The 14,672-nt window shown below is 74.3% G+C and carries 14 protein-coding genes and 2 tRNA genes; 6 read left to right on the top strand and 10 right to left on the bottom strand.

What is annotated here, in order from left to right; all coding sequences use genetic code 11:
• The first annotated feature begins 40 nt into the window (after positions 1-40).
• From NP048_RS06675 to NP048_RS06665, 3 genes are all read left to right on the top strand, one after another.
• Positions 41-766: an ABC transporter permease gene (locus tag NP048_RS06675; RefSeq protein ID WP_227577426.1), complete on the top strand. Its 726-nt coding sequence runs from the start codon at positions 41-43 to the stop codon at positions 764-766.
• Entirely contained in the window at positions 754-1,518 is a 765-nt protein-coding gene (locus NP048_RS06670) for an ABC transporter permease (RefSeq protein WP_227577425.1), read from the top strand. Before NP048_RS06675 ends, NP048_RS06670 begins: the two co-directional genes overlap by 13 nt.
• A 77-nt stretch (positions 1,519-1,595) precedes the next feature.
• On the top strand, positions 1,596-2,609 hold the full coding sequence (locus tag NP048_RS06665) for a glycine betaine ABC transporter substrate-binding protein (RefSeq protein ID WP_227577424.1): 1,014 nt from the start codon (positions 1,596-1,598) through the stop codon (positions 2,607-2,609).
• Positions 2,610-2,634: 25 nt separating this feature from the next.
• On the opposite strand, the gene NP048_RS06660 is transcribed toward NP048_RS06665, so the two are convergent.
• From NP048_RS06660 to NP048_RS06645, 4 genes are all read right to left on the bottom strand, one after another.
• Complete coding sequence (locus NP048_RS06660; protein WP_227577423.1) at positions 2,635-4,140, bottom strand: dihydrolipoyl dehydrogenase family protein; 1,506 nt, start codon at positions 4,138-4,140, stop codon at positions 2,635-2,637.
• 133 nt (positions 4,141-4,273) lie between these two features.
• Positions 4,274-4,346, bottom strand: a tRNA-Lys gene (locus NP048_RS06655).
• A gap of 77 nt (positions 4,347-4,423) precedes the next feature.
• Positions 4,424-4,684, bottom strand: coding sequence for a hypothetical protein (locus NP048_RS06650; protein WP_227577422.1), 261 nt, complete (start codon positions 4,682-4,684; stop codon positions 4,424-4,426).
• Positions 4,685-4,812: 128 nt separating this feature from the next.
• Positions 4,813-5,109: a GroES family chaperonin gene (locus NP048_RS06645; RefSeq protein WP_227577715.1), complete on the bottom strand. Its 297-nt coding sequence runs from the start codon at positions 5,107-5,109 to the stop codon at positions 4,813-4,815.
• A 132-nt stretch (positions 5,110-5,241) separates the two neighbouring features.
• Here NP048_RS06645 and bcp point away from each other — a divergent pair, with 132 nt between their 5' ends.
• Both bcp and NP048_RS06635 read left to right on the top strand, forming a co-directional pair.
• Positions 5,242-5,709, top strand: a complete 468-nt coding sequence (gene bcp, locus NP048_RS06640) for a thioredoxin-dependent thiol peroxidase (protein ID WP_227577421.1) — start codon at positions 5,242-5,244, stop codon at positions 5,707-5,709.
• 42 nt (positions 5,710-5,751) lie between these two features.
• A tRNA-Leu gene (locus tag NP048_RS06635) sits at positions 5,752-5,837 on the top strand.
• Between the two features lie 50 nt (positions 5,838-5,887).
• On the opposite strand, the gene NP048_RS06630 is transcribed toward NP048_RS06635, so the two are convergent.
• Both NP048_RS06630 and trxA read right to left on the bottom strand, forming a co-directional pair.
• Positions 5,888-8,953: a glycosyl hydrolase gene (locus NP048_RS06630; RefSeq protein WP_227577420.1), complete on the bottom strand. Its 3,066-nt coding sequence runs from the start codon at positions 8,951-8,953 to the stop codon at positions 5,888-5,890.
• 310 nt (positions 8,954-9,263) lie between these two features.
• A complete protein-coding gene (gene trxA / locus NP048_RS06625) occupies positions 9,264-9,632 on the bottom strand; it encodes a thioredoxin (protein ID WP_227577419.1) in 369 nt (122 codons plus the stop codon).
• Positions 9,633-9,754: 122 nt separating this feature from the next.
• Here trxA and NP048_RS06620 point away from each other — a divergent pair, with 122 nt between their 5' ends.
• Entirely contained in the window at positions 9,755-10,309 is a 555-nt protein-coding gene (locus tag NP048_RS06620) for an NUDIX hydrolase family protein (protein WP_227577418.1), read from the top strand.
• A 16-nt stretch (positions 10,310-10,325) separates the two neighbouring features.
• Here the strand turns inward: NP048_RS06620 and NP048_RS06615 are convergent, their stop codons facing one another.
• The 4 genes from NP048_RS06615 to NP048_RS06600 all read right to left on the bottom strand — a co-directional run bounded on the left by NP048_RS06615 (position 10,326) and on the right by NP048_RS06600 (position 14,631).
• On the bottom strand, positions 10,326-11,987 hold the full coding sequence (locus tag NP048_RS06615; RefSeq protein ID WP_227577417.1) for an ABC-F family ATP-binding cassette domain-containing protein: 1,662 nt from the start codon (positions 11,985-11,987) through the stop codon (positions 10,326-10,328).
• Positions 11,984-12,610, bottom strand: a complete 627-nt coding sequence (gene rdgB, locus NP048_RS06610) for an RdgB/HAM1 family non-canonical purine NTP pyrophosphatase (protein ID WP_227577714.1) — start codon at positions 12,608-12,610, stop codon at positions 11,984-11,986. Before rdgB ends, NP048_RS06615 begins: the two co-directional genes overlap by 4 nt.
• A 23-nt stretch (positions 12,611-12,633) precedes the next feature.
• Entirely contained in the window at positions 12,634-13,479 is an 846-nt protein-coding gene (gene rph / locus NP048_RS06605) for a ribonuclease PH (RefSeq protein ID WP_227577416.1), read from the bottom strand.
• 219 nt (positions 13,480-13,698) lie between these two features.
• On the bottom strand, positions 13,699-14,631 hold the full coding sequence (locus tag NP048_RS06600) for a type IV toxin-antitoxin system AbiEi family antitoxin domain-containing protein (protein ID WP_227577415.1): 933 nt from the start codon (positions 14,629-14,631) through the stop codon (positions 13,699-13,701).
• Positions 14,632-14,672: the final 41 nt, after the last annotated feature.

Genomic DNA, 14,672 nt, shown 5'->3' with positions numbered 1-14,672 from the left:
CCGCGCGCGGCTGTCGGTCCTCGTCAGTAGGTTCGAGCGCATGCCGTCCGGACCGGTCCTCGCGGCCGCCGCCAACCCGTGGTTCTCGTGGGACTACCTCGAGCGCAACGGTGCCGACGTGCTGCGCTACACCCAGCAGCACGCGTCGCTGACGGTCCAGGCCGTGCTGATCGCGTTGGTCGTCGCCCTCCCGCTCGCGGCGCTCGCCCACCTCAGGCCGCGGCTCGCCGGCCCGGTGCTCGCCTCGACGGGGGTGCTCTACACGATCCCGTCGCTGGCGCTGTTCGCGGTCCTCGCGCCCGTCACCGGGATCGGCCGCACCACCGTGCTCATCGGGCTCGTCGTCTACGCGCTGCTCGTGCTCGTGCGCAACGTGCTGGTCGGGCTGCAGGGCGTCGACCCGGCGGTGCTCGACGCCGCCCGCGGCATGGGCTACGGACGGGCGCGCCTCCTGCTCGGCGTCGAGCTGCCGCAGGCGGTCCCCGCGATCGTGGCAGGCCTGCGCCTGGCGACGGTCAGCACGGTCGCGCTCGTCACGGTGGGCGTGGTCATCGGGTACGGCGGGCTCGGCCAGCTGATGTTCCGCGGCTTCCGCAGCGGCTACCACGCCGAGATCATGACGGCCACGGTGGTGTGCCTCCTCCTCGCGCTCGTGGCGGACCTCGCGCTCGCGCTGCTCGGCCGGGTGCTGACGCCCTGGCGTCGCACCTCCCGGACGCCGGACGCGGCGCCCCGCACCCCGCAGGAGGCGCCGTGGACGTCCTGAGCGAGGCGTTCGCCTGGCTGAACGATCCCCTGAACTGGACGGGCAGGCAGGGCGTCCTCGCGCTGACCCGCACGCACCTCGAGGTCTCGGCCGTCGCCGTCGCGCTCGCGCTGCTCGTCGCGCTCCCGACCGGGCTCTGGCTCGGTCACCGCGGTCGCGGCGCGACCGTCGGCGTGGTCGTCGCCAACACGACACGCGCGCTGCCGACGTTGGCCCTGCTCACCCTGCTGGCCGCGACGGGCTGGTTCGGGAGCACCGCGACCGCCCTGGCGTGCGCGGTCTTCGCGGTCCCGCCGATCCTCGCGAACGCGGTGACGGGCGTCGGCGGCGTGGACCCCGACGCGCGCGACGCCGCGCGCGGGCTCGGCATGTCCGGCGTCCGCGTCCTGTGGTCGGTCGAGGTGCCGCTCGCCGTGCCGCTCATCGCCGCCGGCATCCGCACGGGGACGGTCCAGGTGCTCGCGACGGTCCCGCTCGCGGCGCTGGTCGGGGGCACGAGCCTCGGCACCCTGGTGGTGAGCGGCTTCGCGACCCAGCGCTACGGCAAGGCCCTGGCCGGGGGGATCCTCGTGGCAGGGCTGTGCCTGCTGGTCGAGGGGCTGCTCGCGCTCGCCGAGCGTGCCGTGACACCTGCCGGGCTCCGGCACCGCGCCCGCGGCGCGGGCGCCGACGCACCGTCCCGCGGGCAGCACCCGCGCCCGGTTGCCCTCGGCGCCGCACGCGGTTCGAATGAGACCGCCCACTCTCCGTGACCGCCCACCCCTCGCCGCGACCGGCGGGCCCGCCACCGCTCCGCACGTCATGCCGCACCTCTGACAGGAGACTCCCGATGCGCACCAGCCCGCGCACCCGCACGCTCGGCGTCCTGGCCGCCGCCGTCCTCGCCCTCGGTGCGTGCGGCACACCCGGATCAGGCGGCGGGCAGGCCGAGCCCGACCGGACCAGCGCGGCCGGGGGCCCACCGGCCTGCGAGCCCGTCGCCGGCGAGACGCTCGTCGTCCTCGAGGACGACAAGGGGCTGCAGAACGCCGACAACGTCATCCCGGCGGTGAACGCCCAGGTCGCGGCGGACCACCCCGAGGTCGTGGAGCTCCTCGACGCCGTGTCGGGCGCGCTCGACACGGACCGCCTCATCGAGCTCAACCGGTCCGTCGACGTCGACCGGCGCACACCCAGCGAGGTCGCCGCGCAGTTCGTGGAGGACGAGTCGCTGGCGGCACCCGACCCGTCGCTCGGGACCGGCACCAGCCTGACCGTGGGTGCCGCCAACTTCTCCGAGAGCATCACCCTGGCGGAGATCTACGCGCAGGTGCTGCGCAGCGCGGGCTTCGACACGCAGACCCAGACCGTCGGCGCTCGCGAGACGTACCTGCCCGCGCTGCAGTCCGGCGACCTCGCGGTCGTCCCGGAGTACGCCGCGACCCTGGCGACCTACCTCAACGCCCAGGTCAACGGTGCCGACGCGGCGCCGGTCGCGTCGAGCGACGTCGACGAGACGGTGGCCGCGCTGACCCCACTCGCCGAGCAGAGCGCCCTGGTCCTGGGTGCCGCCTCCGCCGCGCAGGACCAGAACGCGTTCGCCGTCACCGCCGAGTTCGCAGCCGCGCACGACCTGACGACGCTGTCGGACCTCGCCGCGGCCTGCGGCGGCGTCGTGCTCGCAGGCCCTCCCGAGTGCCCCGAGCGGCCGTTCTGCCAGGTCGGCCTCGAGGAGACCTACGGTCTGACGGTCGGGGAGTTCAAGTCCTACGACTTCGCCCTCATCGGTCAGGCCGTCCGGCAGGGCGACGCGGCCGTGGGCCTGGTCACGTCGTCCGACGGCTCCCTCGGCCCCCGCGACTGAGGCGCACCCCCCGCGACGGACGCGCTCAACGACCCGCCGCCTCCAGCAGGCGCAACCACACCTCGCTCAGCGTCGGGTACGACGGCACCGCGTGCCACAGGCGGGAGAGCGGGACCTCCCCCACGACGGCGATGGTCGCCGCGTGCAGCATGTCGGCGACGTCCGGGCCCACGAAGGTGGCCCCGACGACCACGTCACGCCGGGTGTCGACGACGAGCTGTGCGCGCCCCTCGTACCCGGCGGCGGTGACCGTCGCGGCGGCGAGGTCGCCGAGCTCGTACGTGAGCACCTCGACGTCCAGGCCCGCGTGCGCCGCCTGCTCCTGCGTGCGACCGACCCACGCGACCTGCGGGCGCGTGAACACCACCTGCGGGACGGCGGCCGTGTCGGCCGTCGCCCGGTACCGCGACCAGGGAACCGCGGCGGCCTCGTCCTGCCGGGACGGCCCTCCGAGAGCGTCGCCGGCGTCCGCGGGCCGCGGGTCGAACCGGGCCGCGATCACGTCACCGACGACGCGGGCGTCGTACTTGCCCTGGTGCGTCGTCGCCGTGCGGCCGGTGACGTCCCCGGCGGCGAACAGCCACCCGCCGTCGACCCCGGCGACCTGGAGGCGGTCGTCGACCTCGAGCGCGCCGCCCGGACGCAGACCCAGGGTCTCGAGCCCGAGGTCGTCGGTGGCCGGCCGGCGGCCGGTCGCGACGAGGACCTCGTCCACCGTCAGCCGCTCGGGCCCACCCGTGTCGTTCCCCGCACCGTCGACAGCGCGATGCACGACGTCCAGATGCACCCCGGCGTCGTCACGGACGGCCGACGTCACGGTCGCGCCCACGACGACGCGCACGCCCCGGTCGGCCAGGGCTCGCGCCACGGCCTGCCCCGCGAACGGCTCCGCCCCCGTCAGCAGGCGACCGCCGCGCACCAGCACCGTCACGTCGCTGCCCAGGTCCGCGAAGGCGGTCGCCAGCTCGGTCGCCACGACACCGCCGCCGACCACGGCGAGGCGTTCGGGGACCCGGTGCGCCGACGTCGCCTCGCGACTCGTCCACGGGCGCACGGTCGCGAACGTCTCGGCGACCACGGGGAGCGAGCCGGTCGCGACGACGACGGCGCAGCGTGCCGTGACGACGCGTTCCGTGCCGTCCGCACCGTCCACGACGAGGGTGCGCGGTCCGGTGAAGCGGGCGTGACCGCGCAGCAACGTCAGGCCCGCACCTTCGACCCACGCGACCTGCCCTGCGTCGTCCCAGTGGGCGGCGACCTCGTCGCGCCGCGCGAGCACGGCCGCGGGGTCCAGCCGGCCGGTGACCGCGGCGTCGGCCCCGGGCACCGCCTGCGCCGCTGCCACCGCGTCGCCCGGTCGGAGCAGCGCCTTCGACGGCATGCAGGCCCAGTAGGAGCACTCACCCCCGACCAGCGCGGGCTCGACCACGGCCACGCTCAGCCCGGTGCGCGAGGCACGGTCGGCGACGTTCTCCCCCACCGCGCCGGCACCGAGGACCACCACGTCGTAGTGGCTCGTCTCCTCAGCCATGACTCCTCCGTCCGCCGGGGTCGGTTCATCGTGGCGTGACACGCGGCGGCGCGCCCGCCGAGGGGGCGGACGGCGTCAGGGGAAGGAACGACGAAGCCCCGTCAGGACGGACCTGACGGGGCTTCGTGCGGGGTACGCCCCCCGGGACTCGAACCCGGAACCCGCTGATTAAGAGTCAGCTGCTCTGCCAGTTGAGCTAGAGGCGCGCGGCTCGAAGAGATTAGCAGGACCCTGGGGCCGGGTGCGAACCCGATGACGCCTCAGGGGCCCTCTGTGACGACGCTCACGCGTCCGGGCGGGCGCCCTCGCTCGACGGGCCCCACCACGCGTCGCCCGGCAGCCCCTCCTTCTCGAGGAGCTCGGCCGACGTCTCGCCCGTCGGTGCCAGGAGGTCGACGATCAGCGTCAGCGGGACGTGCTCCGCCAGCAGCTTCTGCGCGTACTGGGCTGCGTCCACGCCCAGGACCACACCCGTGTCGTCCGCCGCGACCGGCGCCGACTGCGGGGCGCCCGCGCCCTCGTCAGGCATGCTGCGCTGCTGCATGGTCGACCTCGTCTCGTGGAACCGTGGCCCCCGTCGGCCGTGCTCCTCCGTGCTTTCCCGGAAGATACGCCCCGTTGCTGAGAGCGACGAGGGGTGAGGTCGGACACGTCGGACAGACGTGTCGCGGATCACAGGTAGAGGCCGGTGCCCTCGCCCCCGGCCCTCGGGTCCGCGACGCCATGCACGTCCTTCTCGCGCAGCAGCAGGTACGTGCGCCCGGACACCTCGACCTCGGCCCGGTCCTCGGGGTCGAAGAGGACCCGGTCGCCGACCTCCACCTGCCGCACGTGCTCCCCCGCGGCGACGACGCTCGCCCACGCCAGACGCTTGCCCATCGCGGCCGTGGCCGGGATGAGGATCCCGCCGCCGCTGCGGCGCTCGGCGGCGTCCGTGTCCAGCTCGACGAGGAGCCGGTCGTTGAGCATGCGCAGGGGCAGGTCCGGGCCGGTGCCGGTCCGAGGGGTCTCGCTCGATGCACTCACGTCGCCGACGCTACCCCCCGGCGATCTAGGCTGGCGCAGGTCGTCCCCCGTCCCCGATCCCGCAGGAGTGAACCCGTGCCTCGCCTCACCGTCGGAGACCCGGCGCCCGCCCTCTCGCTCCCCAGCACGACCGGCGACCGGGTCTCCCTGAAGGACCTGCGCGGCCGCTCGGTCGTCGTGTACTTCTACCCCGCGGCGGGCACCCCCGGGTGCACGAAGCAGGCGTGCGACTTCCGCGACTCGCTGGCCTCGCTCACCGCAGCGGGCTACGAGGTCATCGGCGTCTCACCCGACCCGCTCGAGAAGCTCACGGCGTTCGCGGAGCAGGAGGGCCTCACGTTCCCCCTGCTCTCCGACCCGGACCACGAGACGCTCGAGGCCTGGGGTGCGTGGGGCGAGAAGACGAACTACGGACGCACGTACACCGGCGTGATCCGCTCGACGGTCGTCGTCGACCCGCAAGGAACGGTGGCGCTCGCGCAGTACAACGTCCGGGCGACGGGACACGTGGCGAAGCTGCGTCGCGACCTCGGCATCGACTGAGGACAGCCCGGGCGCGGCACGCGTGCCAGACTCGGGGCGCACGCGGGAGTGGTGAAACGGCAGCCACGCCAGGTTTAGGTCCTGGTGCCCGCAAGGGCGTGCGGGTTCGACTCCCGCCTCCCGCACCACCACGACAGGGCCAGGGCGCACGCGCCCCGGCCCTGTCGTCGTCCGTCCCTCAGCGGAAGGGCAGGGTCAGCACCGAGTCGCCCACGCCGACCGTGGTCGGCGAGCTGCCGATCGCGTTCCACAGCGCCACCCGCACCGTGCCGCCCTTCAGGTCACCGATCGCGCCGGTCGCCCTGTCCAGACCCACGAGGTGGGTGTACCTCTCGGCACCCGGCAGCGGGTCCGTCGCGAAGTACCGGTACACCTCGACGCGGTCCCACGTGCCGTCACCGGTCAGGTCGTACTGCACCGAGACCCGTGTCCCGTTGCCGACGCGGTTCCCGGCGTCCAGACCGATGTCGAACGCCGTCGCCCCACCGGTCGCCCTCGCGGTCAGCCCGGTGGCCTGCAGGACGACCGCGTCCGGCGGTTCCGTCGCCGTGTCGATCCCGCGGGAGGGAGCCAGCTGGATCGTCCCCGGGCTGCCGGGAGCCGGTACGAGCCGGCCGTTCCCACCGAACGCCAGCACGAGCCCGGTGGTCGGCCCCGGCGTCGCCGTCGGTGTCGGGGTCACGGTGGGCTTCGGGGTCGCCGTCGGCTTCGGGGTCGCCGTCGGCTTCGGGGTCGCCGTCGGCTTCGGGGTCGCCGTCGGCTTCGGGGTCGCCGTCGGCTTGGGCGTCGCAGTCGCCGTCGGCTTGGGCGTCGCAGTCGCCGTCGGCTTCGGCGTCGCCGTCGCCGTCGGCTTCGGCGTCGCAGTCGCCGTCGGCTTCGGCGTCGCCGTGGGCGTCGGCTCACCCGGTCCGCCCACCGCGCCGCCGCCGGACCAGGAGAAGGCGCCCGACGTCACCGTGCGGCCGGCGGGGACCTCGAGACGCGTCCCGTCGCCGAAGGTCACGGTGCGCGCGCGTGACGTCACGTTCGCCGCCACGTAGGTGCGCCGACCGTCCTTGACGAACACCGCCGACAGCGGGCTCGACCCGCGCACCGTGGGGTCGAGGTTGCCCAGCGCCGCCAGGTTGGCCACCCAGTGGAACGTGTGCGCCCGCGACTCGCCCTCCTCGATGGGGTAGCCGGGGTCCGCGCGGAGCTGCCGGAGCGCCTCCTCGCCGTCACCGAGCGCGAGGTAGCTCCACAGGATGTCCTGCCACACGGTGGGCTTGCCGCCGTTCGCGTCGACGAGCTCGGCGTAGTTGGACACGACGTCGTCCGGACGGAGGCCCAGGTACAGGTGCGACCCGGTGATCGGCAGCGTGTTGATGCCCTGGATCATCTCGGCCTCGCCGGAGAACCACGTCGAGTACGTCCCTCCGTCTCCCCAGACCATCCCCAGGGTCGTGTGGCCGAAGCCGTCAGGGATCGCGCCCGCCTGGTCGAACCAGTACTCCTGGATCGCCGCGGCCTGCGTCGCGTACAGGTAGGCACCGGCATCCCGGACCGCCGTGTCCCCGGTCGCCTCGCCCCACTGCACGAGGGCCCCGGCGAAGTTCTGCCCCTCGGAGCTCGACTCCTGGTTGTTGCCCGCGGCGAACGCCCCGTGCCCGGAGGCCCAGTCGTGGCCCGCGTAGATGTCGAAGTCCCGCAGGTACGGGAAGCGGGTCTCGGCCCGGTCGTACCCGTTGGCGTCGCGGATCAGCAGGTCCACCATGCCGCCGTACTGCTCGTCGGAGGCCCACTGCGGGTCGAACCGGGCGAGCGTCGCGGCGGCCGCGATGAAGTAGCCGTAGTGGAAGTGGTGGTCGTTGAGCTCGGTGTCCGAGCCGTAGGAGGCCGGGTAGCCGATGAGCGTGCCCCACCGCTCGTCGTACGCGAACACCTGCTCGCGCTTGCCCGGCGTCGCCGTGAACCACTCGGTGAGCGTGTCGCGGACCAGGCCGAGCGTCGTGTCGCGGATCTCGGTCTCACCCAGCTGGTCGGCGATCTCGACGATCCGGGTGGCGCGGCCCAGCGCCTTGCCGGTCCAGTAGGTGTCGGCCCGCAGGATCGGCAGCGGGTCGGCCGCGACCTCCGCGAGGAGCCGGTCGAGCGTCGCGCGGTCGCTGCCGGACGACGTGGCGACCGCGGGGATCTCCGGCAGGATGCCGGTGAACGGGGTCGTCGTGGTGAAGGAGGTCGTGTCCGCGTAGGCCGTCATCGCCCCGCGCGGGCTCGGGTAGGTCGCGTCGAGCTCGTCCCCGTCCACAGCGGTGAGGTAGCGCTGCTGGTGCGGGTACAGCGCGACGACCGCCCCGTCGGCGTAGCCCTCGAGCGTCGTCGTGCCGATCTCGTAGGTCGTGCGCACCACCGCGCGAGCCGCGTCGTAGGTGTAGTCGGCGACGGTGCTGGTGACCTCGGCGAACGCGGAGCCGGCGACGGCGTCGAGTGCGGCGGCCCGGTCCGCGTCGGTCGCGTCCGCAGCCGTCGCGAGAGCGGTGACGGCCAGGTATCCCCGTCCCGCGAGCGAGGACCGCATCGTCGACCCCGAGACCTGCCAGGAGGCGCCTGTGGGAGCGAACGCGGCGTAGTCGTGCCCGTTCGCGGTGAACCCGAGGGTCGCGCCGTCACGCGCCCAGACGCGCACGTCGTGCGCGGAGGTCAGCAGGGCGTCACCCCCCTCGAGGTGGTACCAGGAGGTGGGCAGCCCATGCCCGATCGTTGCTCGCAGGCTGCGCGTCCCGTCGGACCACGAGGGTGTGACCGTCCAGTCGGTCCAGCCTGCGACCTGCACGGTCGGCGCGTCGAGCCCCGCGACGCCGACCACCACGTCCTGCTGAAACCCGAAGTGGAACTCGCCGATCCCGCCGGGCGTGCCGGACAGGGTCGCCTCACGCGGGGCGGACAGCCCGAGGCCCCCGGGCGTCGGCTGGTACGACGCGGGATGCGCGTGCAGCGGCTCGCTCATACGGCAGTCGAGCCGCTTGTACAGCAGGGACGACCACCAGTCGTTCGTGGGCAGCGGACCCTTCGGCGCGTCCGCGGTGAGCGCCGCGCGGGGGTCGGCCTCGACCGAGTCGCAGCCCTCCGGCGTCGGGCCGACGGGTGCGGCCGCGTAGCCACCGGCACCGACGTCGACGACGCCCTCGGCGGCCACGGAACGGTCCGTCGGGACGACGACGAGTGCGGTGGCGACCGCGAGCGCGAGTGCCGTGCACGCCGCCACACGAGCTCGTGACGGTGCGCTCACCGTGCTCCGGGCACGGTCGAACTGGGACCCCCGTGGGGTCCTGAGCTGTGTTGACATGGTGTGATGCCCCCAGGCGACCAGCTCACGCATCGAGCGCGCGAGGTGTCGCCCTGTGAGAACGGTGCACCGCGCCGTTGCTGTGCACCGCGACGCTCCCCGCACGGCCCCCGTTGGCCGTGCTGCGATGAGTGCGGTCTGTGATCACCACGCTAACAGTTCGTTGACACGCGTCAACTGGAAGCGGCGGAGGCCCCTTCCGGGGTCCTCCGCCGCGTGTGGAGCCTGCTCAGACCTGCGTCTGGCGCTCCGCGAGCTTGGCCCGGACCTCGTCCATGTCGAGCTCCTTGACGGCCGTGACGACCTGCTCGAGCGACGGCGCCGGCAGCGCACCTGCCTGGTTGAACACCAGGACGCCGTCCCGGAACGCCATGAGCGTCGGGATCGAGCTGATCTGGAGCTCCGCGGCCAGCTGCTGCTCGGCCTCCGTGTCGACCTTCGCGTGCACGATGTCGGGGTGCTGCTCGCTCGACGCCTCGAACACGGGGCCGAACATGCGGCACGGTCCGCACCACGACGCCCAGAAGTCGACGAGGACGATCTCGTTGTCCTTGATGGTGTCGGCGATCGTGTCGGCGGTCAGCGTGGTGGTAGCCATGGGTGTCTCTCCATCCTGCGGGGTTCGGTGCCTACAGCGCCCCGCACTCCACGGCTATTCCCTCCGACGCCCGGTCGCGAGGCGATGCGGCCCACCGGCCACGGAGGAGGTACAACTGCACGGTGACCGCCTCCGCCGAGTACCCCCCTGGTCCCGAGCGCCCCGCCGGCTGGCTGTCGGCCGAGCAGATGGCGACAGCCCGCAGCCAGCTGCCGATCCTGTACGTCGACGCGATCCCCGTCCGCGTCGACGAGTCGGGTGACGTCGTCGCCGTCGGCCTGCTGCTGCGCGCGACGCGCGAGGGCGTCATGTCCCGTGCGCTCGTGTCCGGGCGCGTCATGTACCACGAGCGGATCCGTGACGCGCTGCTGCGGCACATCGAGAAGGACCTCGGACCGGTGGCGCTGCCCCAGGTCCCGGCGTCACCGCAGCCGTTCACGGTGGCCGAGTACTTCCCGACGCCCGGCGTCACGCCGTACCACGACCCGCGCCAGCACGCGGTGTCCCTGGCCTACGTCGTGCCCGTCACCGGCGACTGCCGTCCGCAGCAGGACGCGCTGGACCTCGCGTGGCTCACGCCCGAGGAAGCCTGCACCGAGGCCGTGCAGGTCGAGATGAACGGCGGCCAGGGCCTGCTGCTGCGTCAGGCGATGGCGTGGGTGGGCCGCCTGCCCTGACGGCGCTCCCGTCGCGTCAGGCGCCCAGCTCGAGGCGGGGCCAGTCCGCGAGGTCGGCGCGCAGCTGCCGGTCGTGCGTCGCGACGACCACCGCAGCCGACGTCTCGCGCAGCGCGGTCGTCAGGTCGTCGACGAGCCCGACCGACAGGTGGTTGGTCGGCTCGTCGAGCACCAGGACGTGCGGCGCCGCGAGCAGCGCGCACGCCAGGTCGAAGCGACGACGCTGGCCGATCGACAGCTCGCGCAGCGGGCGGTCCAGGTCCGTCTCGGTGAGCAGGCCGAGAGCGGCGACGGGGACCAGTGCGTCGGGGTCGAGGGCCCCGGCCTCGAGCAGGTCGAGCGCGTGACGTGCGTACGCGTCGAAGGCCGTGGGTGACGAGCCACCGGCCGGCGCGGTGCGCTCGCCCGGGCCCTCCTGCACCAGCACGCCCCACCGCACGCCGGACGCCACCGTCCGGGTCCCCCGGTCGAGCCCGACGCTGCCCACCAGCGCGGCCAGCAGCGTCGACTTGCCCGCGCCGTTGGGACCCGTGACGAGGAGGCGACCCGCGGGCATGACCGCGACACGGCGGCCCGGCATGTCGAGGCGTCCGGCGACGCGCGGTCCGCGCACCTCCAGCAGCGGACCACCCGCGTAGGCGGGCGGCACCGACGGCAGGTCCGGGAAGCGCAGCGCCGGGGGCGGCACGGGCACGTCGACCGCCTGCGCCTCGAGACGCTCGATCAGCCGGTCCGCAGCCTTGACGTGCTGCCGGGCTCGCGTCGCGCGTCGGTGCGTCTGCGACCCCTTCGGCGGTCGCCACTCGTCGGACAACCCCTCGTAGGAGGCGTCGAGCCGCTCGGCCAGCACGCGGGCGCGCTTGCGCTCGGCGCGGTACCGGGCACGCCAGCGCCGCAGCATCTGGTCGCGTGCGAAGCGGTAGTCCGCGTAGCGCGCCGCGCCGTACAGCACGGGCCGCCCGTCCATCGACGGGTCCATGTCGAGGATCGCCGTCATCACGTCGTCGAGCAGCCGCCGGTCGTGCGTGACGATGACGAGGCCCCCGACCCACGCCCGCAGCTGCGCGGTGAGGTGCGCGACACCGTCCGCGTCGAGGTGGTTGGTCGGCTCGTCGAGCAGCAGCAGGTCGGCACGCTCCGCGAGTCGGCACGCCAGGCGGACGCGGTACCGCTCCCCCACGCTCAGCTCGCGCAGGCGCCGGTCGCGGTCCCGCGGCGCCTGCAGGCGCGAGAGGCCCTCGTCGACGCGTCGGTCCACGTCCCACGCGGCGAGGTGCTCGTAGCGGGCGATCGCCGCCGACAGCGCCGCGACGTCGCCCGCGTCATGGTCGAACCCGTCGATGACGGCCTGCAGGTCTGCGGCGGCGGCCCGTGCGGCGGCGGCCGTCTCGTCGACCAGCGTGCCGATCGTGTCGTCGTCCCCGAAGCCGAGGTCCTGCTCGACGACCGCGAGCGTGCCGTGGCGACGCACCGTCCCCTCCTGGGGGTGGAGCCGGCCGGCGAGCACGCCCAGCAGCGTCGTCTTGCCGGCCCCGTTCTCCCCCACGAGCCCGATGCGGTCACCGGGCGCGACCGTGAGGTCGAGCCGGTCCAGCACGCGCCTGCCCGGGTAGCCGAACGACACGCCCTCGGCGACGAGCTGCACGTCCCCGGGTCGGGACGCGGTCGGTGCGGTCATGCCCGCAGTGCCGCCACGAGGTGGGGCACGAGCGCGCGGAACGCCTGCCCGCGGTGGCTGATCGCGTTCTTCTCCTCCGGGGTGAGCTCGGCGCACGTACGGGTCTCACCCAGGGGGACGAGCACCGGGTCGTAGCCGAAGCCGTGCTCGCCGCGCGGGGCTGCCGCCAGCGTGCCCTCGAGCGTCCCGACCTCGACGTGCTCGGTGCCCTCGGGCGTCACCAGCGCGGCGGCGCACACGAACCGTGCGCGGCGGTGCGCGGACGGGACGTCGGCGAGCTGCGCGAGCAGCAGGGCGAGGTTCGCGGCGTCGTCCCCGTGACGGCCCGCCCAGCGAGCCGAGAAGATCCCGGGAGCGCCACCGAGCACGTCGACGCTCAGACCCGAGTCGTCGGCGACGGCGGGCAGCCCGGTCGCCGCCGCGAGCGCGCGTGCCTTGATCAGCGCGTTCTCCTCGAACGTCACGCCGTCCTCGACCGGCTCAGGCGCGTGCACGTCGCGCGCACCGATCACGGCGCCGGGGTCGAGCGTCGGGAGCACCGGCGCGAGGATCGCGCGCAGCTCGGCCACCTTGTGCGCGTTGTGCGTGGCGAGGACGAGGCGCGCGCCCGGCGGGACGTCCACGCCCCGGGGCGCGTCGGAGGCCGTCACGAGGCGGGAGCCGCGCCCGCGGCCCGCGTCGCCGAGCCGTCACCCGCGGGGGCCGCCAGCACGGCGGCCTGCAGCGCCGCGAGCTGGGCGGTGCCCGCCAGGGCGAGGTCGAGCAGCGCGTCGAGCTCCGCGCGGGCGAACGGCGCCTGCTCCGCGGTGCCCTGCACCTCGACGAAGGCCCCCGAGCCCGTCGTCACCACGTTCATGTCCGTCTCGGCGCGGACGTCCTCCACGTACGGCAGGTCCAGGACGGGGACGCCGTCGACGATGCCGACGCTCACGGCCGCCACGGAGTCGCGCAGCACCTTCCGGCCCGGCTTCACCAGACGCTTCTGCGTGGCCCACGCCACCGCGTCCGCGAGCGCGACGTACGCACCGGTGATGGCGGCCGTGCGGGTGCCACCGTCGGCCTGCAGCACGTCGCAATCGAGCACGATCGTGTTCTCGCCGAGGGCCGTGACGTCGATCACCGCGCGCAGCGAGCGACCGATGAGCCGGGAGATCTCGTGCGTGCGCCCGCCGACCTTGCCGCGCACCGACTCGCGGTCCGACCGGCTGTTCGTGGCCCGTGGCAGCATCGCGTACTCGGCCGTCACCCAGCCCTCGCCCGAGCCCTTGCGCCAGCGCGGCACACCCTCGGTGAACGACGCCACGCACAGCACCTTCGTCCCGCCGAACTCCACGAGCACCGACCCCTCGCCCGCGTCGAGGAACCGCCGCGTGATCGTCACGGGCCGCAGCTCGTCCGCCCGCCGCCCGTCGACCCGCACGACAGCCCCGGCGCTCGCACCGCCGCCCGCAACCGTCCCGACACCTGCACTCGACCCACCGGCACTCACCATGCCCACGACCCTACGGTCCCCGACGGCCACCCTCCGAACCGGCCCACCGCCGCCGCACCACCGAGCGCACCACTCACCCCCGACCGCGGCACTCACCTCCGGAGCGCGGCACTCACCCACCGAGCGCGGGTCAAACGAGTACCGCGCTCAGCGGGCAGGTACCGCGCTCGAGGAGGAGGTACCGCGCTCGGCGAACCGCCCCCTGGCGTCGGCCGGTGGTCAGCGCACGCCCGCAGCGCGAAGGCGCGCGATCATCGGTACGCCCGCCCACGCGTCCTGCCAGGTCCAGCGCGCGACTCGTAGACCGGCGGCCCGGAGCCTGTCCTCTCGCAGCTTCTCCTCCCAGAGCACGTCTGCAGCGTCGGAGCCGTACTTGGTGCGCCCGTCGAACTCTCCGACCACACCGTGCACGGGCCACCAGAAGTCGACGCGTCCGACGAGTCCGTGCCGGTCCCGTACCTCGTGCTGGAGGACGGGTGCACCCAGGCCCCACTCGGCCATGCGGACGCGGCTCAACGACTCACCCGGTGACTCCGACCGTGCGTCGACGAGCGCGGCCGTGCGCCGTGCCGCCCGGACCCCGCGTCCCTGACCCGCGCGCTCGACCTCGGCATGCAGGTCCTCGACGGTCACCAGACCGTGGCGCACCGCCGCGTCCGCTGCCGCTACTCCCGTCACGACGCCGCCGACCCGGGCGAGGTCGACGACGGTCCGTGCCGGGGACGTGACCGTGATCCCGTCCACGACCGTGACGTCGACAGAGCCTGCGACGGCGTGCCGAACGACGTCGCCGTGCGACCGGCCACCACCGGCGGGCCCCCGCACGACATGCACGCCGCCGTCGCGACGGCCGACGCCCGGCAGCCCGAGCACGGCCGCGGCCGACCAGTGGGAGAAGACCGGCGGCCGCCTCGCGACGGCGAGGACGGCCTGGACCTGGACGACGTGACGCGCGCGGTCGTCGAGCTCACGCCAGTCGTCGGCGCCGACGTACGTGCCGCGCCGGACGCGCACGAGACGACCTGCGTGCGCCAGGCGCTGCACCGTCTGGGGCTCGACGCCGGTCGAACGCTCCTGACCGTGGACGTGGACGAGCACCGGCACCGGGCGCGGCGGCGCCGTCTCCCCCGGGGGTACCGCACGCCCGCCCACGCCTCGAGCGGGTCGCCCGCCCGCGGACACCCCGGATCGCC

Origin of the sequence: Cellulomonas xiejunii (assembly GCF_024508315.1) — a bacterium.
Classification (GTDB): Bacteria; Actinomycetota; Actinomycetes; order Actinomycetales; family Cellulomonadaceae; genus Cellulomonas; species Cellulomonas xiejunii.
The sequence above is the reverse complement of the archived record's forward strand: the minus strand, read 5'-3'. Positions and strand labels throughout refer to the sequence as shown.

Coding starts and splice junctions, on each gene's coding strand:
- NP048_RS06675 (WP_227577426.1), top strand. CDS start 41: ATGCCGTCCGGACCGGTCCTCGCGGCCGCCGCCAACCCGTGGTTCTCG.
- NP048_RS06665 (WP_227577424.1), top strand. CDS start 1,596: ATGCGCACCAGCCCGCGCACCCGCACGCTCGGCGTCCTGGCCGCCGCC.
- NP048_RS06660 (WP_227577423.1), bottom strand. CDS start 4,140: ATGGCTGAGGAGACGAGCCACTACGACGTGGTGGTCCTCGGTGCCGGC.
- NP048_RS06650 (WP_227577422.1), bottom strand. CDS start 4,684: ATGCAGCAGCGCAGCATGCCTGACGAGGGCGCGGGCGCCCCGCAGTCG.
- NP048_RS06645 (WP_227577715.1), bottom strand. CDS start 5,109: ATGCTCAACGACCGGCTCCTCGTCGAGCTGGACACGGACGCCGCCGAG.
- trxA (WP_227577419.1), bottom strand. CDS start 9,632: ATGGCTACCACCACGCTGACCGCCGACACGATCGCCGACACCATCAAG.
- NP048_RS06615 (WP_227577417.1), bottom strand. CDS start 11,987: ATGACCGCACCGACCGCGTCCCGACCCGGGGACGTGCAGCTCGTCGCC.
- rph (WP_227577416.1), bottom strand. CDS start 13,479: ATGGTGAGTGCCGGTGGGTCGAGTGCAGGTGTCGGGACGGTTGCGGGC.